Below are 25,070 nucleotides of genomic sequence, written 5' to 3'. Positions count from 1 at the left end.
CGATCCGTACGCGATACGTGTACGCCGCAAGGTGGATGCCGTGATCCTGGGGCCAGGGAAGGCCATGGCCTTAGGGCCGGGGAAGCAGGCCGCACTGGTCCTCCAGGCCGATGCCCGCGCCGGTCCGTCCCCCTAGGCTCGGCCCCGCCAGGCAAGGACGATCCACCCGAGCCCCAGGAGGCCATCGTGATCGCAGTGACCGGCGCCACCGGCAATGTCGGACGTGCCCTCGTCGAACGGCTCGTCGCCGCGGGCGAGCCGGTACGGGCCCTGACCCGCGACCCGGAACACGCCGGGCTGCCCGAGGGCGCCGAGGTGGTCCGCTTCCGGCCGGACGATCCGGGCGCCGTGTTCGACGGGGTGACCGGGCTCTTCCTCTACGTCCAGGCCGGGGGCGGGGACATCCCGGGCCTCCTCGCGGCCGCGCGCGCCGCGGGGGTACGGCACGTCGTGCTGCTCTCCTCCGGCATCGTCGGCGGGAGCACCGACGAGAGCCACCCCATCCACGTCATGCACGCCACGGCCGAGCGGCAGGTCCGCGACAGCGGCCTCACCTGGACGTTCCTGCGCCCCAACGCGTTCGCCACCAACTCCCTCCAGTGGGCGCCGCAGCTCCGCGAGGGCGACACCGTGCGCGGGGTCTTCGCGGACATGCTCACGGCGCCCATCCACGAGGACGACATCGCCGCCGTGGCCGAGCGCGCGCTGCTCGACGACGGCCATGAAGGCGCCGTACACCGCCTGACCGGGCCGGAGGCGACCACCAACACCGACCAGATCGCCGCGATCGCGCGGGCGACCGGTCGCGACCTGACCTTCGTGGAGGTGCCGGCGGCGGAGGCGGGGCCCGAGCTGTTCCCGCACGCCCCGCCGGAGTTCGTACGGTCCCTGCTGGAGAGCTTCGCCGCCACCGTCGGCGTACCCCCGGAGATCACCGACACCGTGGAGAAGGTCACCGGCACCCCGGCCCGCACCTTCGAACGGTGGGCCGAGGACCACGCGGGGGACTTCCGGAAGCGCTGATCCCGGCGGGACCTAGGGGGTGTCTCCCCGGGCTTCGCGGGCCCGCGAAGCTCGGGGAGACACCCCCTAGGCTGTCCCGGTGACGAAGGAACCCGGCGCGGAGAACGAGTGGCGCGGCTGGCGGGCGGCCGCCGAGGACGCCCTGTACGGCCCCGGCGGCTTCTACCGGCGCCCCGAGGGCCCCGCCGGGCACTTCCGCACCTCCGTGCACGCCTCCCCGCTGTTCGCGGCGGCGGTGGCCCGGCTGCTGTGCCGGGTGGACGAGGCGCTGGGGCGGCCGGAGCGGCTGGACTTCGCGGACCTCGGGGCGGGGCGCGGTGAACTCGTCACCGGGGTCCTCGCCGCCCTGCCCGCCGACGTGGCGGCCCGCACGCGCGCGTACGCCGTGGAACTCGCGGACCGCCCGGCGGACCTGGACGGGCGGATCGACTGGCGGGACGAACTGCCGGACACCGTCACCGGGCTGCTGTTCGCCAACGAATGGCTGGACAACGTCCCCGTGGACGTCGCCGAGACGGACCCCGCGGGCGTTCCCCGGCACGTCCTGGTCGCCCCGGACGGCACCGAACGGCTAGGGGAACCGCTCGGCGACGGCCCGACGGCGGACTGGCTGGACCGCTGGTGGCCGCTGCCCGCCGAGCGGGGTGCGCGGGCGGAGATCGGGCTGCCCCGTGACCTGGCCTGGGCGGCGGCCGTGCGCCGGATCGAGCGGGGCCTCGCGGTGGCCGTGGACTACACCCACGCGCTCGGCGCACGCCCCCCGTTCGGCACCCTCACCGGCTTCCGGGAGGGCCGGGAGACGGCCCCGGTCCCGGACGGGTCCTGCGACATCACGGCGCATGTGGCGCTGGACGCGTGCGCGGCGGCCGGAGCCGAAGCCTCCGCCGCAGCCGCCCCCCGTCTGCTCACCCAGCGCGAGGCCCTCCGCGCCCTGGACGTGACCGGCGCACGCCCCCCGCTCACGCTGGCCACCACGGACCCGGCCGGTTACGTCCGCGCCCTCGCGCGCGCCGGAGAGGCCGCCGAACTCACCGCAACGGGCGGCCTCGGCGACTTCGGCTGGCTCCTCCAGCCGGTCGGGATCGACCCAACTCCCCTCTAGCCACGCTTACTTGTCGATGTCCCCCACCACGAAGAACATCGACCCCAGGATCGCCACCATGTCCGCCACCAGCGTCCCCGGCAGCAGTTCGCCGAGGACCTGGATGTTGTTGTACGACGCCGAGCGCAGCTTGAGCCGGTACGGCGTCTTCTCGCCCTTGCTGACCAGGTAGTAGCCGTTGATGCCGAGCGGGTTCTCGGTCCAGGCGTAGGTGTGGCCCTCGGGCGCCTTGAGCACCTTGGGCAGCCGCTGGTTGACCGGGCCAGGCGGCAGCTCCGCGAGCCGGTCCAGACAGGCGTCCGCGAGGTCGAGGGCGTTGTGGGTCTGCTCAAGCAGGACCTCGAAGCGGGCCAGGCAGTCGCCCTCGGTGCGGGTGACGACCTTGAGGGTGTCCTGGAGTTCGCCGTAGGCCAGGTACGGCTCGTCGCGGCGCAGGTCGAAGTCGACGCCGGAGGCGCGCGCGATGGGCCCGCTCACGCCGTAGGCGTGCACGGCCTCGGGCGCCAGCGCGCCCACGCCCCGCGTACGCCCCCGGAAGATCTCGTTGCCGAGCACCAGGTCGTCGAAGACGTCCATGCGGGAGCGCACGGCGGCGACGGCCTCGCGCGCGCGGCCGGTCCAGCCGTCGGTCAGGTCCTCCTTGAGACCGCCGACCCGGTTGAACATGTAGTGCATCCGGCCGCCGGAGACCTCCTCCATGACGTTCTGGAGCACCTCGCGCTCCCGGAACGCGTAGAAGACGGGCGTGATCCCGCCCAGCTCCAGCGGGTACGAGCCGAGGAACATCAGATGGTTGAGCACCCGGTTCAGCTCGGCGAGCAGCGTGCGCGTCCACACCGCGCGCTCGGGCACCTCCATGCCGAGCATCCGCTCCACCCCGAGGACGACGCCCAGTTCGTTGGAGAACGCCGACAGCCAGTCGTGGCGGTTGGCGAGCATGATGATCTGGCGGTAGTCGCGGGCCTCGAAGAGCTTCTCGGCGCCGCGGTGCATGTAGCCGATCACCGGCTCGGCGCGCTGGATGCGCTCGCCGTCCAGCACGAGCCGCAGCCGGAGCACGCCGTGCGTGGAGGGGTGCTGGGGGCCGATGTTGAGCACCATGTCGGTGCTCTCGGCGGCGCCGCCGATCCCGACCGTGGTCTGGGTCGCTGTCATGGTCCCAGTCTCCCCTACGCGCGCGCGGGTGGCGGAAACGGGCGAGCCCGGCGCTCCCTGGTCGGGAGGGCCGGGCTCGCGGGCGCTGCGGCGCCGGTCAGGAGACCACGCTGCGCAGCCCCTGTACGTCGATGTGCTCCGTCTCGTCGTGCGCGGTCAGGTCGATGACCTGGCCGGCCGTGCCGGTGGCGGGCTTGTAGCCGGACTCCGCGTCCGCCTTGTGCAGCGCGAGCGCCTCCTGGCCGACGACATCCGCCAGGTCCTCGTTCTGCACGCCGCCCAGGGCGGGCGTCGCGGTCTGCTTCTGGGTGCCGAAGAAGTCGAACCCGCCCTCGACACCCGGACGCCGGGTGGGCTGGGGCGATACGACGGCCACGGCGGTCGGCACGGTGAAGTGGCCGTCCCGGCGAGCGTGACGCGCGGAGGTGTGCGCCTCGACGACGGCCTCGGGCTCGGGCGTGGCTTCAGACGTGGCTTCGGCGCGGGTGTGGGTGTCGGGCTCGGCGTCGGGGGCGGTCCCCGTAGCCGTCACGACCGTGGTGCCGGTGCCGGTGCCGGTGCCGGTGCCGGTCTCGGCCTCGGTGTCGGCCGCGCCGTCCGCCTGCGGGGCGGTGTCCGCGTCGGGTTCCGCGTCGACGGGCTCGGGCTCCACGGGCTCGGACGTCGCCGCCTCGGCCCGTATGGACTCGGCCTTCGCGGTTTCGGCCTTGGCCTCCTTGGCCTCGGCCTCGGCCTTGGACGCCTCCCGGTCCCGGTCGAGCCGCGCCAGTGCCACCCCGGCGCGCCGGTACAGCTCCGCGCCCTCGGCGGAGAACACCGAAGCGGCCACCACGGCGGACTCCGGGCGGGACGATTCCACGTCCTCGCTCTCCGCCGAAGGCTGAGGCTCCGTCGGCTCCGTCGGCTCCGTCACCTCGTCCGGCTCCGCCGACTCCGTCGACTCCGCGACAGGCGCCGTCACTTCGGCCTCCGCGCCCGTCCCGGGCGGCAGCGCGAGCGTGTCGGCGGAGTCGCCCGCCTCCAGCTCAAGGAGCCGGCGTCCCTCCAGGGCGCTCGCGCGCTCGGTCTCGGCCGTGGCGTACCGGCGCAGCAGCGAGGCGTGCTCGTTGCGCAGCCCGGCCAGCTCGGCGCGCTTGGCACGCAGCCGCCGCTCCAGCTTGGCGCGCAGCTCGCGGGCCTCCTCGAGGTCGGTCTCCAGTTCGGCGACGCGTTCCTCGAAGCGCCACTCGTCGCTGGCCCGCGCGCGCGTGAGGTCGGCGACCTGCTTGCCCGCCTGCGCGTCCCAGCGGTGCATCACGACGGCACCGGCGACGGCGGTCAGCGCGACGACGGCGGCCAGCGCCCGCGGCACCGCGGCACCGGTGAACACCCAGGGGCCCAGCGCGCAAACAACGGCGATTCCGGCGATGGCCGTGGAGGGCAGCAGCCGGTGCAGAGGCGGGGAATGACGGTGGCGTCCACGTGGCATGGCCAGAAACTTACCGCGCGTAGGCGGCCCATGGACCCGGGTGGCCTAAAAATCCGGCCACCCGGCACGCGTCACACAGTGTCAGGTTGTCCGGTTTCAGTGGTCGGCGAGCTGCTGGCTGAGCCACTGGAGGGTCGGCGGGATCTCCCGCCGCCAGGTGTTGAAGTTGTGGCCGCCGCTCTCCAGGATGATGGAGGAGATCCTGGTCCGGTCCGTGGCCCGTACCTCGTTGATGAAGTTCAGGGTCTCCTTGTAGTTGTGCTCGCCGACCCGGCTGCTGGTGACGAGCAGCGAGGTGTCGGGCGCCGGTTCGTGCTTCAGCAGCCAGTGCAGGTCGGCGTGATCGCGCAGGTTCCGGTCGCCGTGGAAGAGGTCGCCCGTGGTCGGGTCGACCGGCGCGGTGTAGTACGCGGAGAGCCCGGCGCCGGCCGCGTAGGTGCCCGGGTGACGCATCGCCAGTTTCAGCGCGCAGTAGCCGCCGGTGGAGTCCCCGACGATGCCCCAGCTGTCCGCGTGCCTGCCCACGCGGTAGTGCGTGAGCACGGCCTCGGGCAGGTCCTTGGCGAAGAAGGTCTCGGTCTGCGGGCCCTTCGGCACGTCCACGCACTCGGTGTCGCGCGGCGGGGCGAGGGTCGGCCGCATCATCACCAGGATCATCGGCTGCATCCGGCCGTTCTTCGCCAGCTCCCGCGCGGTGCGCGGATAGTGCAGATTGGAGATCAGCGCCTGGGCCGTACCCGGATAGCCGGTCAGCACCACGGCCGCGGGGAAGGTGCGGGAACGGTACTGCGGCTGGAAGTACTCGGGCGGCAGATAGACGTACGCCGGGGTCACCAGGTGCGAGGAGCGGCCGACGATGTTCACCTTCTGGATCTGACCCGCCGTCCGCGGATTGGCGCTCGGTCCCGGACCGCCCTTCACCTGCGCGGTGGAGACGACCTGGAGCGGGCCGCCCGTACCGCTGTTGGTGGACTGGTCGATGACGATGCCCTGGTTGGTCTCCGTGCCGAACAGGTCGGCCCAGCCCGCGTAGAAGCCGAACGCCTGGTTGGCGGCGAGGCCCAGGGAGCAGAGGAGCACGAACTGGGTGGCGAGAAGGAGCCCGGCGCGGCCCGCGAGGGTACGCCAGTTCGACCGGGCGAGCCGGGGCCACAGCCACAGCGTCGCGCCGAAGAACGCGACGGCGAACACGATCGCCAGCAGCAGCAGTTTGTTACTCGTGAGACCCATGGGCTGTTTTCCTGTCTGCGTCCTGGCCCCGGCCACCACGCTTCGTCGAGTGGTCTTGCCCAGGGCTTTCCTTGACCTTTGACCCGGCTTTCCGAAGAGGAGTGAACCTCTGAGACCGGCACACCGTCCTAGAAGGCGCAATGTGGCCGGATGCCCCGATCGGCACCGGGATTCAAGGTCTCTCGCAGAACTACGGGATGCGATGTCTGTCAGGATAGATGGGGAAAAGTCAGGTCAGGTTCCGGCCCGACCGAGGCGGGTACCGCGGCTTCCGCGCGGTCCGCGCCCGGAGGCCGTTCCCGTCCTGACGGGCCGGGCGTGCGCCCTCGTGGGCGTCGTGGACATCGCCGCGGGGGTGTTCCCGCGCTTCCGTCACAGCCGTATGCACGCCCTCGCCGAGGTGCTGCCCGGCTCCTTCGGGCCGTTCGCGGCGGCGCTCTCGCTCAGCGCGGGTGTGCTTCTGCTGCTGCTCGGACACGGGCTCAAACGGCGCAAGCGGCGCGCCTGGCGGGCCGCCGTCGCGCTGCTGCCCGCGGGCGCCGTCGCCCAGTTCCTGTACCGGCACTCGCTCATCGGCATGTTCATCTCGCTCGTGCTGTTCACGGTGCTGCTCTGCTACCGCCGCGAGTTCGCCGCGCTGCCCGACCCGCGCAGCCGCTGGTGGGCGCTGGCCAACTTCGTGCTCATGAGCGCCGGTTCCGTCGCCCTCGGACTGGTCATCGTCAGCGTCCACCCCGGCCGCACGATCGGCGACCCGAGCGTGGCCGACCGGCTGACGCACGTCGTCTACGGCCTGTTCGGCTTCGAGGGCCCGGTGAGCTACCAGGGCAGCACCTCCTGGACGGTCGCCTTCTCGCTCGGCGCGCTCGGCTGGCTGACCGCCGCCACCACCAGCTATCTCGCCTTCCGCCCGGAACACCCGGCCGCCCGCCTCACCGAGGAGGACGAGACCCGGCTGCGCGCCCTCCTGGAGCGGCACGGCCGCCGCGACTCCCTCGGCCACTTCGCGCTGCGCCGCGACAAGGCCGTCGTCTTCTCCCCGAGCGGCAAGGCCGCCGTCACCTACCGCGTCGTCTCCGGCGTGATGCTGGCCAGCGGCGACCCGATCGGCGACGTGGAGGCGTGGCCCGGCGCCATCGAGCGCTTCATGGACGTCGCCAAGGCCCACTCCTGGGCCCCGGCCGTCATGGGCTGCTCGGAGACGGGCGGCGAGGTGTGGACGCGCGAGACCGGCCTCGACGCCCTGGAGCTGGGCGACGAGGCGGTGGTCGACGTGGCGGATTTCTCGCTCGCCGGACGCGCGATGCGCAACGTGCGCCAGATGGTCAAGCGCATCGAGCGGGCCGGCTACGAGACCCGGGTACGGCGGGTGCGTGACCTGGGCGACGCCGAGCTGGAGCGCCTCCGCCGCGCGGCGGAGGACTGGCGCGGCACCGACACCGAGCGCGGCTTCTCCATGGCGCTCGGCCGCATCGGCGACCCGGCCGACGGCGACTGCCTGATCGCCACCGCCCACAAGCAGGACGAGGTGCCCGGACCCTACGGCGACCTCAAGGCGATCCTGCACTTCGTGCCCTGGGGCACCGACGGCGCCTCGCTCGACCTGATGCGCCGCGACCGCTCCGCCGACCCCGGCATGAACGAACTCCTCATCGTCGCCGCCCTCCAGGCCGCGCCCCGCTTCGGCATCACCCGGGTCTCGCTCAACTTCGCGATGTTCCGCTCCGCCCTCGCGCGCGGCGAGAAGATCGGCGCGGGCCCGGTGCTGCGCGCCTGGCGCGGCCTCCTCGTGTTCCTCTCGCGCTGGTTCCAGATCGAGTCGCTGTACAAGTTCAACGCCAAGTTCCAGCCGCGCTGGGAGCCCCGCTTCCTCGTCTACCGCGCCTCCGCCGACCTGCCCCGCATCGGCTTCGCCGCCATGCAGGCGGAGGGCTTCGTCAACCTCGCGCTGCCCCTGCCGCGCTTTCTGCGCGGCCGCCGGGCCACCACCCCCCGGCCCTGCGGGCACGCGGCCGCCGAACACGACGTACGCGCCGCCTGACCGGCACCGCGCACGCCCTTCCGAGCCCGTACGACGGCCCGGACCGGGACACGGCTCCTTTTTCACAGGGCCGCCCGGTCCGGGCCGTCGCGCGAGCCGGGCCCCCTCAGGGGCCTACGCTGAACGTATGAACAACCACAGCGGACGCGGCCGGGTGGCGGGCCTGCCGGAATGGGACCGGTGCGCCGTCATGGGGGTCGTCAACGTGACCCCCGACTCCTTCTCCGACGGCGGCCGCTGGTTCGACACCACCACCGCCGTCAAGCACGGCCTCGACCTGGTGGCCGAGGGCGCCGACCTGGTCGACGTGGGCGGCGAGTCCACCCGCCCCGGCGCCACGCGTGTCGACGAGGCGGAGGAGCTGCGCCGGGTCATCCCCGTGGTGCGCGGCCTGGCCGCCGAGGGCGTCGTCGTCTCCGTGGACACCATGCGCGCCTCGGTCGCCGAGCAGTCCCTCGCGGCGGGCGCCGCCCTCGTCAACGACGTCAGCGGCGGCCTCGCCGACCCCGCGATGCTCCCCGTGGTCGCCGCCGCCGGAGCCCCCTTCGTGGTGATGCACTGGCGCGGCCTGCTGGAGGGCGGCAACGTCCGGGGGCAGTACGACGCCGTCGTCACCGAGGTCGTGGACGAGCTGCGCGCGCGGGTGGACGCCGTCCTCGCGTCCGGTGTCGCCCCGGACCGGATCGTCGTCGACCCGGGCCTCGGCTTCTCCAAGGACGCCGACGACGACCTCGCCCTCCTCGCCCGCCTGGACCGGCTGCGCGCGCTCGGCCACCCGCTGCTCGTCGCCGCCTCCCGCAAGCGCTTCCTCGGCCATGTGCTGGCCGGGCCCGACGGCGTCACCCCGCCCGCCCGCGAGCGCGACGCGGCCACCGCCGCCGTCTCCGCGCTGGCCGCCCAGGCGGGCGCCTGGGCGGTACGGGTGCACGAGGTGCGCGCCACGGCCGACGCCGTGCGCGTGGCCCGGGCGGTCGAGGCGGCCCGGGAACACGACCCCGCGGCCGGTACGCCGTCGGAAGGAGCGCGGTGAGCGCGCCGCATCTGGACGTCGAACAGGTCTCCGCCGCCAACACCGCCTTCTACGAGGCGCTGGAGCGCGGCGACTTCGAGGAACTGGCCGGTCTCTGGCTCACCCCCGCCGACCTCGGCGTGGACGAGGAGTACCACGACCCCGCCGACGCGGGCGTGATCTCCTGCGTGCACCCCGGCTGGCCGGTGCTGACCGGACGCGGCGAGGTCCTCAGGTCGTACGCGCTGATCATGGCGAACACCGACTACATCCAGTTCTTCCTGACCGACGTGCACGTCTCCGTCACCGGCGACACGGCGCTGGTCACCTGCACCGAGAACATCCTCAGCGGGGGCCCGGCCCCGGAGGAGGGCGAGGAGCTGGGACCGCTGGTCGGCCAGCTGGTCGTCGCCACCAACGCCTTCCGGCGCACCCCGGCCGGCTGGAAGCTCTGGTCGCACCACGCCTCCCCGGTGCTCGCCGGCGCCGACGACGACGAGGACGAGGACAACGACTCGAACCCGGACGACGACGGCACCCTGGCCTGAACACCGGGCGGGAGTGGTTGGAATCACCCTCGCCCGGGTAGGTGCGGTCACCAGTCGGCGGCGCGGCCGGAATTCACCGGGTTCCCTCCCTGTGAACGGTCCCGGCCGGGCACCGGCCGACACCCCGTGGCCCGGTCATGCCGGTGCCCGCAGGTAGATTCGTCCAAGGCCGGTGCGCCGCCCGCTCGCGGCACCGACCGGCCGTTCCCGACGATTGCAGGAGTGATTCGCGTGGATCGTGTCGCGCTGCGCGGCCTGAAGGCCCGCGGGCACCACGGCGTGTTCCCCAGGGAGCGCGAGGAGGGCCAGACCTTCATCGTGGACCTCGTCCTCGGCCTGGACACCCGGCCGGCCGCGGCCGACGACGACCTGGCGAAGACCGTGCACTACGGCCTCGTGGCCGAGGAGGTCGTGGCCGCCGTCGAGGGCGAGCCGGTGAACCTCATCGAGACCCTCGCCGAGCGGATCGCCCAGACCTGCCTGAAGCACGACGCGGTACAGGAGGTCGAGGTGTGCGTCCACAAGCCGGACGCGCCGATCACCGTGCCCTTCGACGACGTGACCGTCACCATCCTCCGGAGCCGAGCATGACCCGACCTTTCGCCAAGGGTCAGAACGACCCGACCGTCCAGCCGGTCCCCGCGTCCGTCGTCAAGAAGGTGGACGACGCGGACTCGACCCTGCACAACCCCCAGTGGGCCGTGCTCTCCCTCGGCGCCAACCTGGGCAACCGCCTGGAGACGCTCCAGGCCGCCGTGGACGCCTTCGAGGACACCCCGGGCGTACGGGTGAAGGCCGTCTCCCCGGTGTACGAGACGGAGCCGTGGGGCGTCGAGCCCGGCAGCCAGCCCGCGTACCTCAACGCGGTCGTCCTGCTGAAGACCACCCTGCCCCCGTCCTCCCTGCTGGAGCGGGCGCACGCCGTGGAGGACGCCTTCCACCGGGTGCGCGACGAGCGCTGGGGCCCGCGCACCCTGGACGTGGACATCGTCGCCTACGCCGGTGTCACCTCCGACGACCCCGAGCTGACGCTTCCCCACCCGCGCGCCCACGAGCGGGCCTTCGTCCTCGCCCCCTGGTACGACGTGGACCCGGCGGCCGAACTGCCGGGCCGGGGCACGGTGGCCGCGCTGCTGTCGGCCGTCACCCGCGAGGGCGTCGCTCCCCGCGCGGATCTGGAACTCCGACTGCCCGAGTAGTCGTTAAGGTCGGGGACGACCACGGCCCGGGACCGGTCCGGGGGGAGCTGAAGGGACACCGTGAAACAGCTGCGCATCAGGGTGCTGGCCGGCGTGTTCGTCGTGGCCGGCGTCCTGTCCTGGGCGGGCGCCCGCCTGTGGAACTCGCTCGGGACGCTGCCCGGCGTGCCGCTGGCCGCCCCCATCGTCCTCGCGCTGATCGCCGTGGTGCTGTTCGCCACGGCGATCTCCCTGCGCGGCCGTTTCAAGGCCCAGCGCGAACGCCGCCCCGACGCCAAGGGCGTCGACCCGATGATGGCCGCCCGCGCGGTCGTCTTCGGCCACGCCAGCGCCCTGGTCGCCGCCCTCGTCTCCGGCATCTACGGCGGCACCGGCGTCTTCCTCCTGGAACTCCTCGACCTCCCGGCCCGCCGCGACCAGGCCATCTACGCCGGTTTCGCGGTCCTCGCCGGCATCGCCGTCATAGCGGCGGCCGTCTTCCTGGAGCGCGTCTGCCGCCTCCCGGAAGACGACGACAACCACAACGGCCGCCCCCACCCGGCGGCCTGACGGTTACCCGCCCTGACGCACCAGGTACCCATTGACGAGGAAGCCTGGGTAGGGGTCCAGCCGATAGCTGTAGAGGGTGAAGGGCTTGGCCCCCTCGGCCCTGCGCGGACGCACATCCCGTACGTGCGCCCAGGTGATCTCGTCCGGTTCCAGCGGGTGGTGCTCGGGTTGGAAGGTGCCTCGCCGCTGCCAGCGGTCAGTGACGACCAATGCAGACGTACGCCCCCTTGGCTGTGGCGTGAACCTCGCGCCGATGATTCGAGCCAGTTCGGCGAGGAAGGGCACATTGGCACTGACCACGGTGCGCCCGTCCCACTTCTTGTGACGGAAGCCGTCTCCCTCGATGTATCCGTCCAGGAAGCCCTCGAAGGTGTCGATGTCACGGAGGACCACACGCCAGGTAGGACGAAACGACCCGTACCCGGAAGCCCGGGAGATCCCGCTTGAGATACCCGGACGAACATGGCCCCGGACTGATCAAGGACGCTATCGGGCACCACTGACAATCGGGTCAGCGCGCCAGTATCAGGCTCATGGCCTCGGCGCGGGTCGTCGCGTCACGGAGCTGCCCCCGCACCGCCGAGGTGGTCGTCTTGGCGCCGGGCTTGCGAATTCCCCGGACCGACATGCACATGTGCTCGGCCTCGATGACGACGATCGCGCCACGCGCCTCCAGGATGCCCATGAGGGAGTCGGCGATCTGCGTGGTGAGTCGTTCCTGCACCTGCGGACGGCGGGCGAAGACCTCGACCAGACGCGCCAGCTTCGACAGGCCGGTGATCTTGCCTGTTTCCGCCGGAATGTACCCAATGTGAGCTACGCCATGGAATGGCAGCAAATGATGTTCACAGAGGGAAACGATCTCAATGTCCTTCACCAGGACCATCTCGTCATGCCCCAGGTCGAACGTCGTCGTCAGCACTTCCTCCGGCTTCTGCCACAACCCCGCCAGCAATTCCCGGTAGGCCCGCGCGACTCGCGCCGGAGTCTCCCTCAGCCCCTCGCGCTCCGGGTCCTCGCCGACGGCGATCAGTAGCTCGCGGACCGCGTTCTCGGCGCGCTTCTCGTCGAACTCGCCGACGGTGCCGTCTCCGGCCAGCGTCACGGGGTCGGTCATGTGTTGCCTCGTTCCTGTACGTCTCGCCCGCGCGGACATGGCGAAATGCCGCGCCCCCCAGGCTAGAACCCGGGGGGCGCGGCATACATTCCGGCCAGGTGGCCGAAGGGTCAGCTGTCGGTGCGGTCCTCGGGGGACTGCTCCGTGACCGGGGCCGACTCGGCGGCCGTGGACTTGATCGTGCTGATCGCGGCCGTGGCGCCGTTCGCACCGTTGGTCAGTGCCAGCTCCTTGGGGGAGAGCACCGGCGGGCGGGTGGAGGGCGTACGGCGCGAGGAGCCGGTCCACGCGGGCCGCGGCGGGCGCTTGTGGATCGAGGCGAAGATCTCGGCGATCTCCTCCTTGCCCAGGGTCTCCTTCTCCAGGAGGGCCAGGACGAGGTTGTCGAGCACGTCGCGGTTCTCGACCAGGATCTCCCACGCCTCGTTGTGCGCGGTCTCGATGAGCTTCTTGACCTCTTCGTCCACCAGCGCGGCGACCTCTTCCGAGTAGTCGCGCTGGTGAGCCATCTCACGGCCCAGGAACGGCTCGCTGTTGTCGCCGCCGAACTTGATGGCGCCGAGCCGCTCGGTCATGCCGTACTGGGTGACCATCGCGCGGGCCACGTTGGTGGCCTTCTCGATGTCGTTCGCGGCGCCGGTGGTCGGGTCGTGGAAGACCAGTTCCTCCGCCGCCCGGCCGCCCAGCATGTAGGCGAGCTGGTCGAGCATCTCGTTGCGCGTGGTCGAGTACTTGTCCTCGTCCGGGAGCACCATCGTGTAGCCCAGGGCGCGGCCCCGGGACAGGATCGTGATCTTGTGGACGGGGTCGGAGTTCGGCGAGGCCGCCGCGACCAGGGCGTGACCGCCCTCGTGGTACGCGGTGATCTTCTTCTCCTTGTCCGACATGATCCGGGTCCGCTTCTGCGGGCCCGCGACCACACGGTCGATCGCCTCGTCCAGCGCCTTGTTGTCGATCAGACGCTGGTCGCTGCGGGCGGTGAGCAGCGCGGCCTCGTTCAGCACGTTCGCGAGGTCGGCACCGGTCATGCCCGGCGTACGGCGGGCGACGGCGGCCAGGTCGACGTCGGGCGCGACCGGCTTGCCCTTCTGGTGGACCTTGAGGATCTCCAGGCGGCCCTGGAGGTCCGGCGGGTCGACCGCGATCTGCCGGTCGAAGCGACCGGGACGCAGCAGCGCCGGGTCCAGGATGTCGGGCCGGTTCGTGGCGGCGATCAGGATGACGCCGCCCTTCACGTCGAAGCCGTCCATCTCGACCAGGAGCTGGTTCAGCGTCTGCTCGCGCTCGTCGTGACCACCGCCGAGGCCGGCGCCGCGGTGGCGGCCGACCGCGTCGATCTCGTCGACGAAGACGATCGCCGGGGCGTTCGCCTTGGCCTGCTCGAACAGGTCGCGGACGCGGGAGGCGCCCACACCGACGAACATCTCGACGAAGTCGGAGCCGGAGATCGAGTAGAACGGCACCCCGGCCTCACCGGCGACGGCGCGCGCGAGGAGCGTCTTGCCGGTACCGGGACGGCCGTAGAGCAGCACGCCCTTGGGGATCTTGGCGCCGACGGCCTGGAACTTGGCCGGCTCCTGGAGGAACTCCTTGATCTCCTGGAGCTCCTCGACCGCCTCGTCGCAGCCCGCGACGTCGGCGAACGTGGTCTTCGGCGTGTCCTTGGTGATGAGCTTCGCCTTGGACTTGCCGAAGTTCATGACCCGGGAGCCGCCGCCCTGCATCTGATTCATCAGGAACAGGAAGACGACCACGATCAGGACGAAGGGCAGCAGCGAGAGCAGGACACCGACGAACGGGTTCTGCTTCGAGGGCGAGACCGTGTAGCCCTTCGCGATCTGCTTGTCCTGGTACTTGTTCTGCAGCGTCTGGGCGATGGCCACGCCCTGGTCGCCGATGTAGCTCGCCTGGATCTTCGAGCTGCCCTCGATCTTGACGCCGGGCTTGAGGTTGACCTTGATGGTCTGCTCGTCACCGGTGGTGACCTTGGCCGACTCGACCTTGTTGTCGTTGATCGCGGCGACGACCTGGCCTGTGTCCACCGTCTTGTAGCCGCCGGACTGGCCGACGACCGTCATCAACACGACCACGGCAAGGACGGCCAGCACGATCCACATGACCGGCCCACGGAAGTATCGCTTCACGTCCATCCATACGGAGCGGTGTCGCCCCGTCCCTCCTGCCATAGTGAGTTTGATAAGACAGTTCTTCTGACGGTACCCCAGCATGGACGCCCGCAGCCGCACGGAGCGGTGCGGACGGACTGTGGTCCGCCTCTCCTTGCTCCAACGGCGCGAGGCCCGCCGGGGTTCCCGATCTCCGGCCGAGCTGATCCGCTCGGATCAGCCGCCGTAGACGTGGGGCGCGAGCGTACCGACGAACGGCAGGTTGCGGTACTTCTCGGCGTAGTCGAGGCCGTAGCCCACGACGAACTCGTTGGGGATGTCGAAGCCGACCCACTCGACGTCGATCGCGACCTTGGCCGCCTCGGGCTTGCGCAGCAGCGTGCACACCTTGAGGGAGGCGGGCTCGCGCGAGCCGAGGTTCGAGATCAGCCAGGACAGGGTCAGGCCGGAGTCGATGATGTCCTCGACGATCAGGACGTGACGGCCCTTGATGTCGGTGTCGAGGTCCTTGAGGATGCGGACCACACCGGAGGACTGGGTGCCCGCTCCGTAGGAGGACACGGCCATCCAGTCCATGGTGACGGGGGTGGACAGCGCCCGGGCGAGGTCCGCCATCACCATCACCGCGCCCTTGAGGACACCGACGATGAGCAGGTCCTTGCCCGCGTACTCCGCGTCGACCTTCGCGGCCAGCTCCGCCAGCTTCGCGTCGATCTCTTCCTTGGTGATGAGCACCGACTTGAGGTCCGCACCCATGTCTTTCGCGTCCACCCGCATCACTTTCGGTCGTCCCGCACTTACGGCCGCACTGTCGGCGGCGCCGCCGGCGGCCGGTGGCGCCGGCCCGTCGGAGGATCGCTCCCCGGGGCCGGACCTTCAGCCTTGCCGAATCACCAGTCTGCCACCCTGACGCTGGGCGACTACCTTGCCGGGCAGGTTGATGGCCCCCTGACCGCGCCATCCGGTGATCAGACGGTCGACTTCCTCGATGTGCCGGGCGAAGAGGGAACCGGCCGGAGCGCCCGCCTCGATGGCCGCCCGGCGCAGCACCCGGCGGCGCACGGCGGGGGGCAGCGCGTAGAGCTTGGCGCACTCCAGACGGCCCGCCGCGTCGCGCACGGAGGACTCGGCCTGCCCGGCCCAGGCGTCGAGGGCGTCGGCGTCGTCGCGGGAGAGCTGGGCGGTGCGGGCGAGGGCTTCGACGACGCCCTTGCCGAGCGCCTTCTCCAGGGCGGGCAGGCCCTCGTGGCGCAGCCGAGAGCGGGTGTAGGCCGGGTCGGTGTTGTGCGGGTCGTCCCAGACCGGCAGCGACTGGACCAGGCAGGCCTTGCGGGCGGTCTGCCGGTCGAGCTGGAGGAAGGGACGCCGGTAACGGCCGCCGGCCCCCGAGACCGCGGCCATCCCGGACAGGGAGCGGATGCCGGAGCCGCGGGCGAGGCCGAGCAGGACGGTCTCGGCCTGGTCGTCGCGGGTGTGGCCGAGCAGGACGGCGGCGGCGCCGTGGCGTTCGGCGACGGCGTCCAGCGCGGCGTACCGGGCGTCGCGGGCGGCGGCCTCGGGCCCGCCCTCGCGGCCGACGGAGACGGCGACGGACTCGACGGGATCGAGGCCCAGCTCGCGCAGGCGCAGGACGACCTCGTCGGCGCGCAGCCCGGAGCCCTCCTGGAGTCCGTGGTCCACGGTGACGCCGCCGGCGCGCACGCCGAGGCGGGGGGCCTCGAAGGCGAGGGCGGAGGCGAGGGCCATGGAGTCGGCGCCGCCGGAGCAGGCGACGAGCACGAGGGGGGCGGCCGGGTCGGCGGGCGGGCCCGTTTCGCGGGCGGTCCGGCCGGCCGGCGCGAGGGCGGTGGCCGCCTCGGGGCGGCGGCTGTGTTCGGTGATGACGTCGTGCAGTACGCGGCGGACCGCCAGGCGTATCGCCGCGACCGCGGGGTGGGGCCCCATGTCCGGTTCCCTTCATGGAGTTTCGGGAGTGAGCCCGGGTTCGGTCACTCAGAGTGCGTCGATGGTGACAGAAGCGGGCCCTTCCCCGAGCATCGCACGCCTACGCATGGCTGACGGTCCCTCGGACGGGTGATACGAACGGCGTCCGCCTGCCGTCGTCCTGCCGTCCGTTCGAGGGAGTTCATGGTGGTGTGCGCGGCCTGCTAGGCGGTCCTGCCGTGCACGCGGGCGACCCAGTCGGCCGGTTTGGCGATCTCGGCCTTGGTGGGCAGCGTGTTGGGCGAGGTCCACACGCGGTTGAAGCCGTCCATGCCGACCTCGCCGACGACGGCGCGTACGAAGCGTTCGCCGTCGCGGTACTGGCGCAGCTTGGCGTCCAGGCCGAGGAGTTTGCGCAGGGCGAGGTCGAGGTGGGAGGCGCCCTTGGCGCGGCGCTGCTGGAACTTCTCGCGGATCTCGGCGACGGACGGCACGACGTCGGGGCCGACGCCGTCCATGACGAAGTCGGCGTGGCCCTCCAGGAGGGACATCACGGCGGTGAGGCGGGCGAGGATCTCGCGCTGGGCGGGGGTCTGGACGAGGTCCACCAGGGAGCGGCCGCCGTCGTCCTCCTCGCCCTCGGGGCGGCCGCCCGCGAGGGACTGGGCGGCGTCGCGGACGCGTTCGAGGAAGGTCACCGGGTCGACGTCGGTCTCCGCGAGGAAGGACTGGATCTCGCCCTCCAGGTGGTCGCGGAGCCAGGGCACCGCCGTGAACTGGGTGCGGTGGGTCTCCTCGTGCAGGCACACCCACAGCCTGAAGTCGTGGGGCTCCACGTCGAGTTCGCGCTCGACGTGGACGATGTTCGGCGCGACGAGCAGCAGCCGGCCCCCGCCGGGGGCGCCGGACGCGGGCAGGTCGGTGGTGGCGGGGGCGAAGGTCTCGTACTGCCCGAGGACGCGCGAGGACAGGAACGACAGCAGCATCCCCAGCTCGACACCGGTCACCTTGCCGCCGACGGCGCCGAGTACGGCGTTGCCCGGGTTGCCGCCCCGCCGCTCCTGCATCTTCTCCAGCAGGGGCCGCAGGATCTCCCGGAACCCGGCGACGTTGGCCCGTACCCAGCCGGGCCGGTCGACCACGAGCACCGGAGTGTCGTGCACGTTCTCGGTCCCCATACGAGTGAAGCCCCGGACATGCGCCTCCGAGGCCTTCGCGTGCCGCCGCAACTCCGCGACCACGGCCCGCGCCTCGTCCCGGCTCACCTCCGGCCCGGGCCGCACGAGCCGAGTCGCGGTCGCCACCGCGAGGTTCCAGTCGACCATCCCGGAAGATGCGGTCCCACCGAAGCTCGTCATGCGTCAACGGTACGTGAGCGGGGGCCCTCCGGGCAGGCTGTACGGGGGCTCTTCGCGGGGTGCGTGGGGGTGCCGGGGCAGGTGCGCGGGGCGCGCGTCCTGGGGCACCTTGGCGCGGGGGCGCGCGGTGGGCGGAGCGGGCGGTGGGCGGGGGCCGGTGAGCAGGGCGGCGGGCCGGTACGGGTCCGTACCCGGCGGGCCGGTAGCAGGATCACCGCCCGAGCCGGGCGCGGCGGGGGCAGTGTGGGTAGCGGGCAACGCCGGTCGCGGCAAAGGTCCGTGAGGCGCGACCCCTGCTCCGGGCGGGGCCTGGGCCAGTGGGCTGCCCGGAGCCCGTGGCACCCGACGTCGGCACAGCGAGGAGCCGCCGCCACCCGCTCCGCACGCCTGCGGGCCGCCGGGACCGACCGCCGCTTCGGGAGCGCCCTGCTCGGGAGGACCCGCTGCCCGGCAACCCGGTCCGGACGGCAGGCGGCGACCGGGCTTGGTCACCGGGCCCGCTCGGCGCGTTCACAGGCCGACGGGGCAGGCCACCGCCACAGGGTCGGCCAGGGCCGGTAAGCACGCTGCCCGGCCCAAGGCCCGGTGCCGGGCCAGGAGACCGCGTCTGTCGGCGACCGACCGTCCCCGTCGGCCACGGAGCCCCGCCCAGGCCGCACCGGCACCGCCCCCATGCCCACAGCCCGGAGCCGCCGACCGGCACCCGTCGCCCCTCGACCGGCGTCCCGTCCAAAAGCCCCGCTCGACCTGACGACCTGACCCACCGAGTGGGGGCCGCCGTCGGCACTGCGGCCCAGGCCGCCCCCGTCCGCGCGGAGCGCTACCCGCAGCCGCAGGCCGACAGGGCCGAAGCCGTCCGGTCCAGGGCGGACTGGGCCGCTTCCGGGTTGGTGGTGTCGGAGGCGAGGAAGGCGAAGGAGAGGAGGCGGCCGCGCGCGTCCACGACGGTGCCGGCGAGGGTGTTGACGCCGGTGAGGGTGCCGGTCTTGGCGCGGACCACTCCGGCGGCGCCGTCGGTGTAGCGCTCGGCGAGGGTGCCGGTGAAGCCGCCGACGGGGAGGCCGGTGAGGACGGGGCGCAGGCCGGGGCGGGCCGGGTCGGCGGCCTTGGCCAGGAGCGAGGTCAGGAGGTCGGCCGTCAGGCGGTCGTCGCGGTTGAGGCCGCTGCCGTCGTGGAAGGCGGCGCCCTTCATGGGCAGCCCGAGCTTGGTCAGCCGGGCGGCGATGGCCTGTGCGCCGCCCGCGAAGCTGCCCGGACGCCCGGAGGCGAGGGCGGTCTGGCGGGCCAGGGCCTCGGCGATGTCGTTGTCGCTGTTGGTGAGCATCCGCTCGACCAGGTCGGACAGCGGCGGCGAGGCGACGGTGGCGAGGGTCTGCGCGCGCCCGGTGGCCTTGGAGGGGCCGGGCGGGGTCGCGGTGATCCCGGCGTCCTTCAGGAACCCGGCGAAGGCATGGGCCGCCTCGGCCGCCGGGTCGGCCACCCGGGTCACGGGGCCGTGGTCGGAGCCGTCGGTGCGGCCCTCGTCGGCGGTGAGCGCGGTGACGGGGGCGAGGTTGTCGTTGACGCCGATGGGGTGCAGGGCGGGCCCGGAGAAGAGCGTCGTGTCGTAGGAGAGCGTGATCTTGTGGATGCCGCGCTTGCCCAGGGCGACGGCGGTGTCCCGGGCCAGGGTGCGCAGGCTCGCCCACTCGCCGGGCGTCTTGTGCGCGGTGAGGGTGGGGTCGCCGCCGCCGACCAGGACCAGTTCCCGGGTGTCGGGTTCGAGCGCGGTGCGGGTGGTGAGGCGGTGGTCGGGGCCGAGCGCGGAGAGTACGGCCACGGCGGTGGCGATCTTCGTGGTGGAGGCGGGCGTGAGGGACTTGTCGCTGTCGGCGCCGTAGAGCCGCTCGCCGGTGCTCAGGTCGACTACGGCCGCCGCGTGCCCGGCGGAGAGCGCCGGGGCGTCCAGGAGGGGGTCCAGGACCTCCGCGAGCGGCTTGCCGCCCTTCGCGGGGTCCTGGTCGGTCCGGGCGGCCGTCGCGGCGCCGCCCAGCGCCCTCAGCACGGGCGGGGCGCTCGGCGCGGGCTTCGGACCGCCCGCGGAGACGGCCGTACCGCCGTGATCTGCGCCACCCGGCAGCTCCAGGGCGACGGCCCGGTCCCGCTCGGCCGTACGCTGGCCGGTGGCGTCCCAGGGACCGGCGAGGGCCACCGCTCCGGCGGCCAGCGCGAGTCCCGCGGTGGCGGCGCCCGCGGTGTACCGCAGGGTCCGGGCGTGCGGCGTCCGGCCCTGCCGGGGTGCCGCGGTCCGTACGGCGTCCGTCAACCGCGCGAGCCGCGGTCGTACGGCCGCCGTGGCGCGCGCCAGAGGGGCCCGCAGCGTGTTCGCGAGCCGTGCCACCTGCGGTCCTACGGCTCGCCAAGGTCTCAGCTCCGGCACGACCACCAGCCCCTTTCGCGATCACACTCCTGCGTGAGGGACACTTAACCACCAGAACTATGTCCTGATCATGGAGGAGCCACCGGTGGAGTTCGACGTCACGATCGAGATCCCGAAGGGTTCGCGGAACAAGTACGAGGTGGACCACGAGACCGGTCGGATCCGCCTGGACCGTCGCCTCTTCACCTCGACCGCTTACCCGACCGACTACGGCTTCGTCGAGAACACTCTCGGCGAGGACGGTGACCCGCTGGACGCGCTGGTCATCCTGGACGAGCCCACCTTCCCGGGCTGCCTCATCAAGTGCCGCGCGATCGGCATGTTCCGGATGACGGACGAGGCCGGCGGCGACGACAAGCTGCTGTGCGTCCCGGCGACCGACCCGCGGGTGGAGCACCTGCGCGACATCCACCACGTGTCGGAGTTCGACCGCCTGGAGATCCAGCACTTCTTCGAGGTCTACAAGGACCTGGAGCCCGGCAAGTCGGTCGAGGGCGCCAACTGGGTGGGCCGCACGGAGGCCGAGGCCGAGATCGAGCGGTCGTACAAGCGCCTGAAGGAGCAGGGCGGCCACTGACCCCGGCTGTCTTTTCTCACGAGCGGGCCGCGTCACCCCGGCAGGGGGCGACGCGGCCCGCTCGCGTGATCATGCGCATACTGAACCTAACGGAATGCGTCGTTCAGGAAGCGGTGTGAGGTGTCGGAGGCGGAGGACCGCAAGCCCCGGTCGGACGAGGCGCGGTACGACCCGGAGATCACGTCCGAGTTCGCCATTCCGGAGGGGCTCGACGTAGCCAAGGGCAGCGAGTCCGAGACGACCTCGGAGTTCTCGCTCCCGAAGGGCCTGGAGACCCCGCAGACGCCCGCGCCGGAGCCGGAGGGCTCGGCGTTCAACACGCCGCACACCTACAGCGCGAAGCACGCCCCGCCCGCCTTCACCCCGGCGACCGGCGTCCCGATGCTCACCCTGATCACGGACGCCCCGTGGCAGGACCGGATGCGCACCATGCTCCGGATGCCGGTGGCCGACCGCCCCGCGCTGGAGCCGATGGCGCGCGCCGAGGAGGGCGGCCCGGCGGTCCCGCGCGTGCTCGACCTGACCCTGCGCATCGGCGAGTTGCTGCTCGCGGGCGGCGAGGGCGCCGAGGACGTGGAGGCCGCGATGTTCGCGGTGTGCCGCTCCTACGGCCTCGACCGCTGCGAGCCGACCGTCACCTTCACGCTGCTGTCGATCTCCTACCAGCCGTCCCTGGTCGAGGACCCGGTCACCGCCTCGCGCACGGTCCGCAGGCGCGGCACCGACTACACCCGGCTCGCGGCCGTGTTCCGCCTGGTGGACGACCTGACGGACGCCGAGGCGCACGTCTCCCTGGAGGAGGCGTACGGCCGTCTCGCGGAGATACGGCGCAACCGGCACCCCTACCCCGGCTGGGCACTGACCCTGGCGAGCGGTCTGCTCGCGGGCGCGGCCTCCGTGCTGGTCGGCGGTGACGTCATCGTGTTCGTCGCGGCGGCGGTCGGCGCGATGCTCGGCGACCGGCTGGCGTGGCTGTGCGCGGGGCGCGGGCTGCCGGAGTTCTACCAGTTCACGGTGGCCGCGATGCCGCCCGCCGCGATCGGTGTGGCGTTCGCGCTGGCGCACGTGGACCTGAAGGCGTCGGCGGTGGTCACCGGTGGACTGTTCGCGCTGCTGCCCGGGCGGGCGCTCGTGGCGGGCGTGCAGGACGGTCTGACGGGCTTCTACATCACCGCGGCCGCCCGCCTCCTCGAGGTCATGTACTTCTTCGTCGGCATCGTCATCGGCGTGCTGACGGTCCTGTACTTCGGCGTGCAGATCGGCGGCCGGCTGAACCCGGACACGGCGCTGCACATCTCGCAGCGGCCGCTGCTGCAGATCGCGGCCTCCATGGTGCTCTCGCTGACCTTCGCGGTCCTGCTCCAGCAGGAGCGCGCGACGGTCCTGTGGGTGACGCTCAACGGCGGTGTGGCCTGGTCGGTGTACGGCGCGATGCACATCACCGGCGGCTTCTCGCCGGTGGCGTCGACGGCCGTGGCGGCGGGCCTGGTGGGGCTGTTCGGCCAGCTGATGTCGCGCTATCAGTTCGCGTCCGCGCTGCCGTTCACGACGGCGGCGATCGGTCCGCTGCTGCCCGGTTCGGCGACCTACTTCGGGCTGCTGTCCATCGCGCAGAACGAGATCGACAAGGGACTCGTGTCGCTGGCCAAGGCGGTCTCGCTCGCCATGGCCATCGCGATCGGGGTCAACCTCGGCTCGGAGCTGTTCCGGCTGTTCCTGCGGGTCGGCTCGGCGGGCAAGCGCCGGGCGGCGAAGCGGACCCGGGGCTTCTGAGACCCCCGGCCCGCCGCGCGTCACCGGTCAGGGGGCGCGGTGGCCGCCCTGGTCGTAGCCGTAGGGGTACTGCTGCTGGTGGTCGCCATAGCCCTGGCCGTCGTACTGCGGCTGCTGCTGGGGGTGCTGCGGCTGCTGCGGCTGGCCGTAGTAGGGGCCGTTACCGCCCTGACCGTGGTCGTAACCGCCGTTGCCGTAGGGATGGTTGGGCTGGTTGCCGTACGCGGGCTGGGGCTGCTGCGGCTGCTGGCCGTACTCCTGCGGCCAGTACTGCTGCTCCGGGTGGCGGGGCTGCTCGTAGGGCTGCTCGTGCGGCTCGGGCTCGATGCGGCGCAGCTGGGTGGTGGCGTCGTCCATGGCCGGGGGCTGCGGGTACGGCTGCTGCCGCGCGTCCTGGACCTGCTCAGGTCCCTCGGGCTCCTCGGCGCGGGCCTTCTTGTCCTTGGAGCGGGCGCGCAGGAACTCGATGATGATCGGGACGACCGAGATGAGGACGATGAGGATGAGCATCGCCTCGATGTTGTTCTTGACGACCGGGATGTTGCCGAGCCAGGAGCCCAGCAGCGTCACGCCCGCGCCCCACAGGACGCCGCCGATGACGTTGAAGACCAGGAAGGAGCGGTACTTCATCCCGCTGACGCCCGCGATGATCGGCGTGAACGTGCGCACCACGGGCACGAAGCGGGCCAGGACCAGGGACTTGGGGCCGTGCTTCTCGAAGAACTCGTGCGCCTTGAGGACGTTCTCCTGCTTGAACAGGCGTGAGTCCGGGCGGCTGAAGAGGGACGGGCCGACCTTCTTGCCGAACATGTAGCCCGCCTGGTCGCCCAGGATCGCGGCGAGGCAGATCAGCGCGATGGCACCCCACAGCGAGAAGTCCATGTCCCCGGAGGTGATCAGCAGACCGCAGGTGAACAGCAGCGAGTCACCGGGCAGGAAGAACCCGATGAGCAGACCCGACTCCGCGAAGACGATGAGCAGCAGGCCCCAGATGCCGTACGTGTCGAGCAGGTTTCCGGGGTCGAGCCAGCTCGGGCCCAGTGCGAGAGTCATAACGGTCCGGGCTCCTGAGGGGTGAGGGCGGCTGTGGCGTCATGTGCGGCCGCACAAAGCTATCAACGCGTCGTGACCGGCTCAGGTTCCACCGGTGGTCCCAGAATGCACTGTGGGGCGACTGGGGCAAAGCTGTGGGTCATGGGACTCGATGACTACGGCGGCGGCCAGGGGCCCGAGCCGGACGTACTGGTCGTGACGGCGAACGACGTGCCCGGACGCCGGGTGGAGCGCGTGCTCGGCGAGGTCTTCGGCCTCACCGTCAGGTCGCGGCATCTGGGCAGCCAGATCGGCGCCGGGCTGAAGTCGATGATCGGCGGCGAGCTCAAGGGGCTCACCAAGACGCTGGTCCAGACCCGCAACCAGGCCATGGAGCGGCTGGTGGAGCAGGCACGCTCGCGGGGTGCCAACGCGGTCGTGGCGTTCCGCTTCGACGTCACGGAGGCCGCCGACCTCGGTACCGAGGTGTGCGCCTACGGCACGGCGGTGGTCCTGGCCCGGGAGTGAGCCAGGACCTGTGCGGCTAGGCGGAGTGCCGGTCGGCGTTGGCAGCGATGGCTGCGTTCAGATGCGCGGCGACACCGGGGCCGAAGGCGTCGTAGTACGCGGTGAAGCGGTCGTCGGCAACATACATCTCGCCCAGACAGCGGTGCATCGGGTACGGACAGTCGTAGAACCAGTGGCCGATGTGGTTGCGATGTTCCTCTGCCAGGTCCATCGCCGCCGCGTCGGACGGCGGGACGCCGTCGGCCACCAGGGCGGCGTAACGGTGGTTCCAGTCCTCCGACTCCGCTCGCATCCGCTTCCAGTCGTCCTTGGTGTAACGGGCGGCGCGGCGCTGCGACTCGGCGTACGCCTCGGTGCCGCCCCAGCGCTGTTCCGCCTCCTCGGCGTACTGCTCGGGGTCCTTGTCCCCGAACACCTCGAAACGTTCCTCCGGGGTGAGGTCGATGCCCATCCTGCGTGCCTCCATGGCGTGTTCCACGGCCGCGGCCATCTGCCGCAGCTTCTCGATCCGGGCGGTGAGCAGCTCGTGCTGCCGGCGCAGATGCGTACGCGGGTCCGCGTCGGGGTCGTCGAGCAGGACGGCGACCTCGTCGAGGGGGAAGCCGAGTTCCCGGTAGAAGAGGATGCGCTGGAGCCGGTCGAGGTCGGCGTCGGTGTAGCGCCGGTGCCCCGCGTGGGTGCGCTCGCCGGGGACCAGCAGTCCGATCTCGTCCCAGTGGTGCAGGGCCCGCACCGTGACCCCGGCGAACCCCGAGACCTGTCCCACGGAGTACCCCACGTCCCGCTCCCGTCGTCGTACGTCTCCGCCCGGGGACCACGCTCGTGCCTCACGCCGCGTGAGGTGCAAGCCCGTTTCCGTTCGGGATGTTGTGTCCACTTGATCCGCTTATGGT

23 protein-coding genes are annotated in these 25,070 nt (G+C 72.1%); 11 read left to right on the top strand and 12 right to left on the bottom strand.

The window, feature by feature from the left end:
* Nucleotides 1-186 precede the first annotated feature (186 nt).
* Together AB0E91_RS11890 and AB0E91_RS11885 are read left to right on the top strand one after the other, a co-directional pair.
* Complete coding sequence (locus AB0E91_RS11890; protein WP_361778909.1) at nt 187-1,023, top strand: NAD(P)H-binding protein; 837 nt, start codon at nt 187-189, stop codon at nt 1,021-1,023.
* A gap of 79 nt (nt 1,024-1,102) precedes the next feature.
* Nucleotides 1,103-2,125, top strand: coding sequence for an SAM-dependent methyltransferase (locus AB0E91_RS11885; RefSeq protein ID WP_361778906.1), 1,023 nt, complete (start codon nt 1,103-1,105; stop codon nt 2,123-2,125).
* Between the two features lie 6 nt (nt 2,126-2,131).
* Here the strand turns inward: AB0E91_RS11885 and AB0E91_RS11880 are convergent, their stop codons facing one another.
* The 3 genes from AB0E91_RS11880 to AB0E91_RS11870 form a co-directional block, all read right to left on the bottom strand.
* Nucleotides 2,132-3,280, bottom strand: coding sequence for an NADH-quinone oxidoreductase subunit D (locus AB0E91_RS11880; protein WP_361778903.1), 1,149 nt, complete (start codon nt 3,278-3,280; stop codon nt 2,132-2,134).
* Between the two features lie 97 nt (nt 3,281-3,377).
* Nucleotides 3,378-4,748 (bottom strand): hypothetical protein, encoded by a 1,371-nt coding sequence (locus AB0E91_RS11875; protein WP_361778900.1) that lies wholly within the window; start codon nt 4,746-4,748, stop codon nt 3,378-3,380.
* 96 nt (nt 4,749-4,844) lie between these two features.
* Nucleotides 4,845-5,978 carry an alpha/beta hydrolase-fold protein gene (locus AB0E91_RS11870; protein ID WP_361778897.1) on the bottom strand — a complete coding sequence of 378 codons (1,134 nt, stop codon included), beginning with the start codon at nt 5,976-5,978 and terminating at the stop codon, nt 4,845-4,847.
* Between the two features lie 202 nt (nt 5,979-6,180).
* On the opposite strand from AB0E91_RS11870, the gene AB0E91_RS11865 reads away from it, so the two are divergent.
* From AB0E91_RS11865 to AB0E91_RS11840, 6 genes are all read left to right on the top strand, one after another.
* On the top strand, nt 6,181-8,019 hold the full coding sequence (locus AB0E91_RS11865; protein ID WP_361778894.1) for a phosphatidylglycerol lysyltransferase domain-containing protein: 1,839 nt from the start codon (nt 6,181-6,183) through the stop codon (nt 8,017-8,019).
* A 127-nt stretch (nt 8,020-8,146) separates the two neighbouring features.
* Nucleotides 8,147-9,049, top strand: a complete 903-nt coding sequence (gene folP / locus AB0E91_RS11860) for a dihydropteroate synthase (RefSeq protein ID WP_361778891.1) — start codon at nt 8,147-8,149, stop codon at nt 9,047-9,049.
* Nucleotides 9,046-9,576 carry a nuclear transport factor 2 family protein gene (locus tag AB0E91_RS11855; RefSeq protein ID WP_361778888.1) on the top strand — a complete coding sequence of 177 codons (531 nt, stop codon included), beginning with the start codon at nt 9,046-9,048 and terminating at the stop codon, nt 9,574-9,576. The genes folP and AB0E91_RS11855 overlap by 4 nt, the downstream gene beginning before the upstream one ends.
* 231 nt (nt 9,577-9,807) lie before the next feature.
* A complete protein-coding gene (gene folB, locus AB0E91_RS11850) occupies nt 9,808-10,167 on the top strand; it encodes a dihydroneopterin aldolase (protein ID WP_361778885.1) in 360 nt (119 codons plus the stop codon).
* Nucleotides 10,164-10,775: a 2-amino-4-hydroxy-6-hydroxymethyldihydropteridine diphosphokinase gene (folK, locus tag AB0E91_RS11845; RefSeq protein ID WP_361778882.1), complete on the top strand. Its 612-nt coding sequence runs from the start codon at nt 10,164-10,166 to the stop codon at nt 10,773-10,775. Before folB ends, folK begins: the two co-directional genes overlap by 4 nt.
* A 60-nt stretch (nt 10,776-10,835) precedes the next feature.
* The gene (locus AB0E91_RS11840; protein WP_361778879.1) at nt 10,836-11,324 is read left to right on the top strand and encodes a DUF3180 domain-containing protein; all 489 of its coding nucleotides are present in this window, start codon (nt 10,836-10,838) and stop codon (nt 11,322-11,324) included.
* A gap of 3 nt (nt 11,325-11,327) precedes the next feature.
* Here AB0E91_RS11840 and AB0E91_RS11835 read toward each other — a convergent pair whose 3' ends face one another.
* From AB0E91_RS11835 to dacB, 7 genes are all read right to left on the bottom strand, one after another.
* Nucleotides 11,328-11,717, bottom strand: coding sequence for a hypothetical protein (locus AB0E91_RS11835; protein WP_361778876.1), 390 nt, complete (start codon nt 11,715-11,717; stop codon nt 11,328-11,330).
* 118 nt (nt 11,718-11,835) lie between these two features.
* A complete protein-coding gene (gene folE, locus AB0E91_RS11830; protein WP_361778873.1) occupies nt 11,836-12,441 on the bottom strand; it encodes a GTP cyclohydrolase I FolE in 606 nt (201 codons plus the stop codon).
* A gap of 110 nt (nt 12,442-12,551) precedes the next feature.
* The gene (ftsH, locus tag AB0E91_RS11825) at nt 12,552-14,591 is read right to left on the bottom strand and encodes an ATP-dependent zinc metalloprotease FtsH (protein ID WP_361778870.1); all 2,040 of its coding nucleotides are present in this window, start codon (nt 14,589-14,591) and stop codon (nt 12,552-12,554) included.
* Nucleotides 14,592-14,783: 192 nt separating this feature from the next.
* Nucleotides 14,784-15,344, bottom strand: a complete 561-nt coding sequence (gene hpt / locus AB0E91_RS11820; RefSeq protein ID WP_161181598.1) for a hypoxanthine phosphoribosyltransferase — start codon at nt 15,342-15,344, stop codon at nt 14,784-14,786.
* A gap of 99 nt (nt 15,345-15,443) precedes the next feature.
* A complete protein-coding gene (gene tilS, locus AB0E91_RS11815) occupies nt 15,444-16,511 on the bottom strand; it encodes a tRNA lysidine(34) synthetase TilS (protein WP_361113028.1) in 1,068 nt (355 codons plus the stop codon).
* A 203-nt stretch (nt 16,512-16,714) separates the two neighbouring features.
* Nucleotides 16,715-17,815, bottom strand: coding sequence for a zinc-dependent metalloprotease (locus AB0E91_RS11810; protein ID WP_361779083.1), 1,101 nt, complete (start codon nt 17,813-17,815; stop codon nt 16,715-16,717).
* Between the two features lie 853 nt (nt 17,816-18,668).
* Nucleotides 18,669-20,228: a D-alanyl-D-alanine carboxypeptidase/D-alanyl-D-alanine-endopeptidase gene (gene dacB / locus AB0E91_RS11805; protein ID WP_361778865.1), complete on the bottom strand. Its 1,560-nt coding sequence runs from the start codon at nt 20,226-20,228 to the stop codon at nt 18,669-18,671.
* Between the two features lie 124 nt (nt 20,229-20,352).
* On the opposite strand from dacB, the gene AB0E91_RS11800 reads away from it, so the two are divergent.
* A complete protein-coding gene (locus tag AB0E91_RS11800) occupies nt 20,353-20,844 on the top strand; it encodes an inorganic diphosphatase (RefSeq protein ID WP_361113208.1) in 492 nt (163 codons plus the stop codon).
* A 120-nt stretch (nt 20,845-20,964) separates the two neighbouring features.
* Nucleotides 20,965-22,617 (top strand): threonine/serine exporter family protein, encoded by a 1,653-nt coding sequence (locus AB0E91_RS11795; RefSeq protein ID WP_361778862.1) that lies wholly within the window; start codon nt 20,965-20,967, stop codon nt 22,615-22,617.
* A 27-nt stretch (nt 22,618-22,644) separates the two neighbouring features.
* Here the strand turns inward: AB0E91_RS11795 and AB0E91_RS11790 are convergent, their stop codons facing one another.
* The gene (locus tag AB0E91_RS11790; RefSeq protein ID WP_361778859.1) at nt 22,645-23,670 is read right to left on the bottom strand and encodes a VTT domain-containing protein; all 1,026 of its coding nucleotides are present in this window, start codon (nt 23,668-23,670) and stop codon (nt 22,645-22,647) included.
* Between the two features lie 141 nt (nt 23,671-23,811).
* Here AB0E91_RS11790 and AB0E91_RS11785 point away from each other — a divergent pair, with 141 nt between their 5' ends.
* Nucleotides 23,812-24,177 (top strand): YbjQ family protein, encoded by a 366-nt coding sequence (locus AB0E91_RS11785; protein WP_361778856.1) that lies wholly within the window; start codon nt 23,812-23,814, stop codon nt 24,175-24,177.
* A gap of 16 nt (nt 24,178-24,193) precedes the next feature.
* On the opposite strand, the gene AB0E91_RS11780 is transcribed toward AB0E91_RS11785, so the two are convergent.
* Nucleotides 24,194-24,955 carry a MerR family transcriptional regulator gene (locus AB0E91_RS11780; protein WP_361778853.1) on the bottom strand — a complete coding sequence of 254 codons (762 nt, stop codon included), beginning with the start codon at nt 24,953-24,955 and terminating at the stop codon, nt 24,194-24,196.
* Nucleotides 24,956-25,070 lie beyond the last annotated feature (115 nt).

Origin of the sequence: Streptomyces sp. NPDC026659 (assembly GCF_040638245.1) — a bacterium.
In the GTDB taxonomy this organism is placed as follows: Bacteria; Actinomycetota; Actinomycetes; order Streptomycetales; family Streptomycetaceae; genus Streptomyces.
This window is presented reverse-complemented; position numbering and strand designations above follow the sequence as displayed.

Excerpts from the sequence above, each read along its gene's own strand:
- AB0E91_RS11880 (WP_361778903.1), bottom strand. The coding sequence starts at position 3,280 with ATGACAGCGACCCAGACCACGGTCGGGATCGGCGGCGCCGCCGAGAGC.
- AB0E91_RS11875 (WP_361778900.1), bottom strand. The coding sequence starts at position 4,748 with ATGCCACGTGGACGCCACCGTCATTCCCCGCCTCTGCACCGGCTGCTG.
- AB0E91_RS11870 (WP_361778897.1), bottom strand. The coding sequence starts at position 5,978 with ATGGGTCTCACGAGTAACAAACTGCTGCTGCTGGCGATCGTGTTCGCC.
- AB0E91_RS11865 (WP_361778894.1), top strand. The coding sequence starts at position 6,181 with ATGTCTGTCAGGATAGATGGGGAAAAGTCAGGTCAGGTTCCGGCCCGA.
- folP (WP_361778891.1), top strand. The coding sequence starts at position 8,147 with ATGAACAACCACAGCGGACGCGGCCGGGTGGCGGGCCTGCCGGAATGG.
- folK (WP_361778882.1), top strand. The coding sequence starts at position 10,164 with ATGACCCGACCTTTCGCCAAGGGTCAGAACGACCCGACCGTCCAGCCG.
- folE (WP_361778873.1), bottom strand. The coding sequence starts at position 12,441 with ATGACCGACCCCGTGACGCTGGCCGGAGACGGCACCGTCGGCGAGTTC.
- ftsH (WP_361778870.1), bottom strand. The coding sequence starts at position 14,591 with ATGGACGTGAAGCGATACTTCCGTGGGCCGGTCATGTGGATCGTGCTG.
- hpt (WP_161181598.1), bottom strand. The coding sequence starts at position 15,344 with ATGCGGGTGGACGCGAAAGACATGGGTGCGGACCTCAAGTCGGTGCTC.
- tilS (WP_361113028.1), bottom strand. The coding sequence starts at position 16,511 with ATGGGGCCCCACCCCGCGGTCGCGGCGATACGCCTGGCGGTCCGCCGC.
- AB0E91_RS11810 (WP_361779083.1), bottom strand. The coding sequence starts at position 17,815 with ATGGTCGACTGGAACCTCGCGGTGGCGACCGCGACTCGGCTCGTGCGG.
- AB0E91_RS11790 (WP_361778859.1), bottom strand. The coding sequence starts at position 23,670 with ATGACTCTCGCACTGGGCCCGAGCTGGCTCGACCCCGGAAACCTGCTC.
- AB0E91_RS11785 (WP_361778856.1), top strand. The coding sequence starts at position 23,812 with ATGGGACTCGATGACTACGGCGGCGGCCAGGGGCCCGAGCCGGACGTA.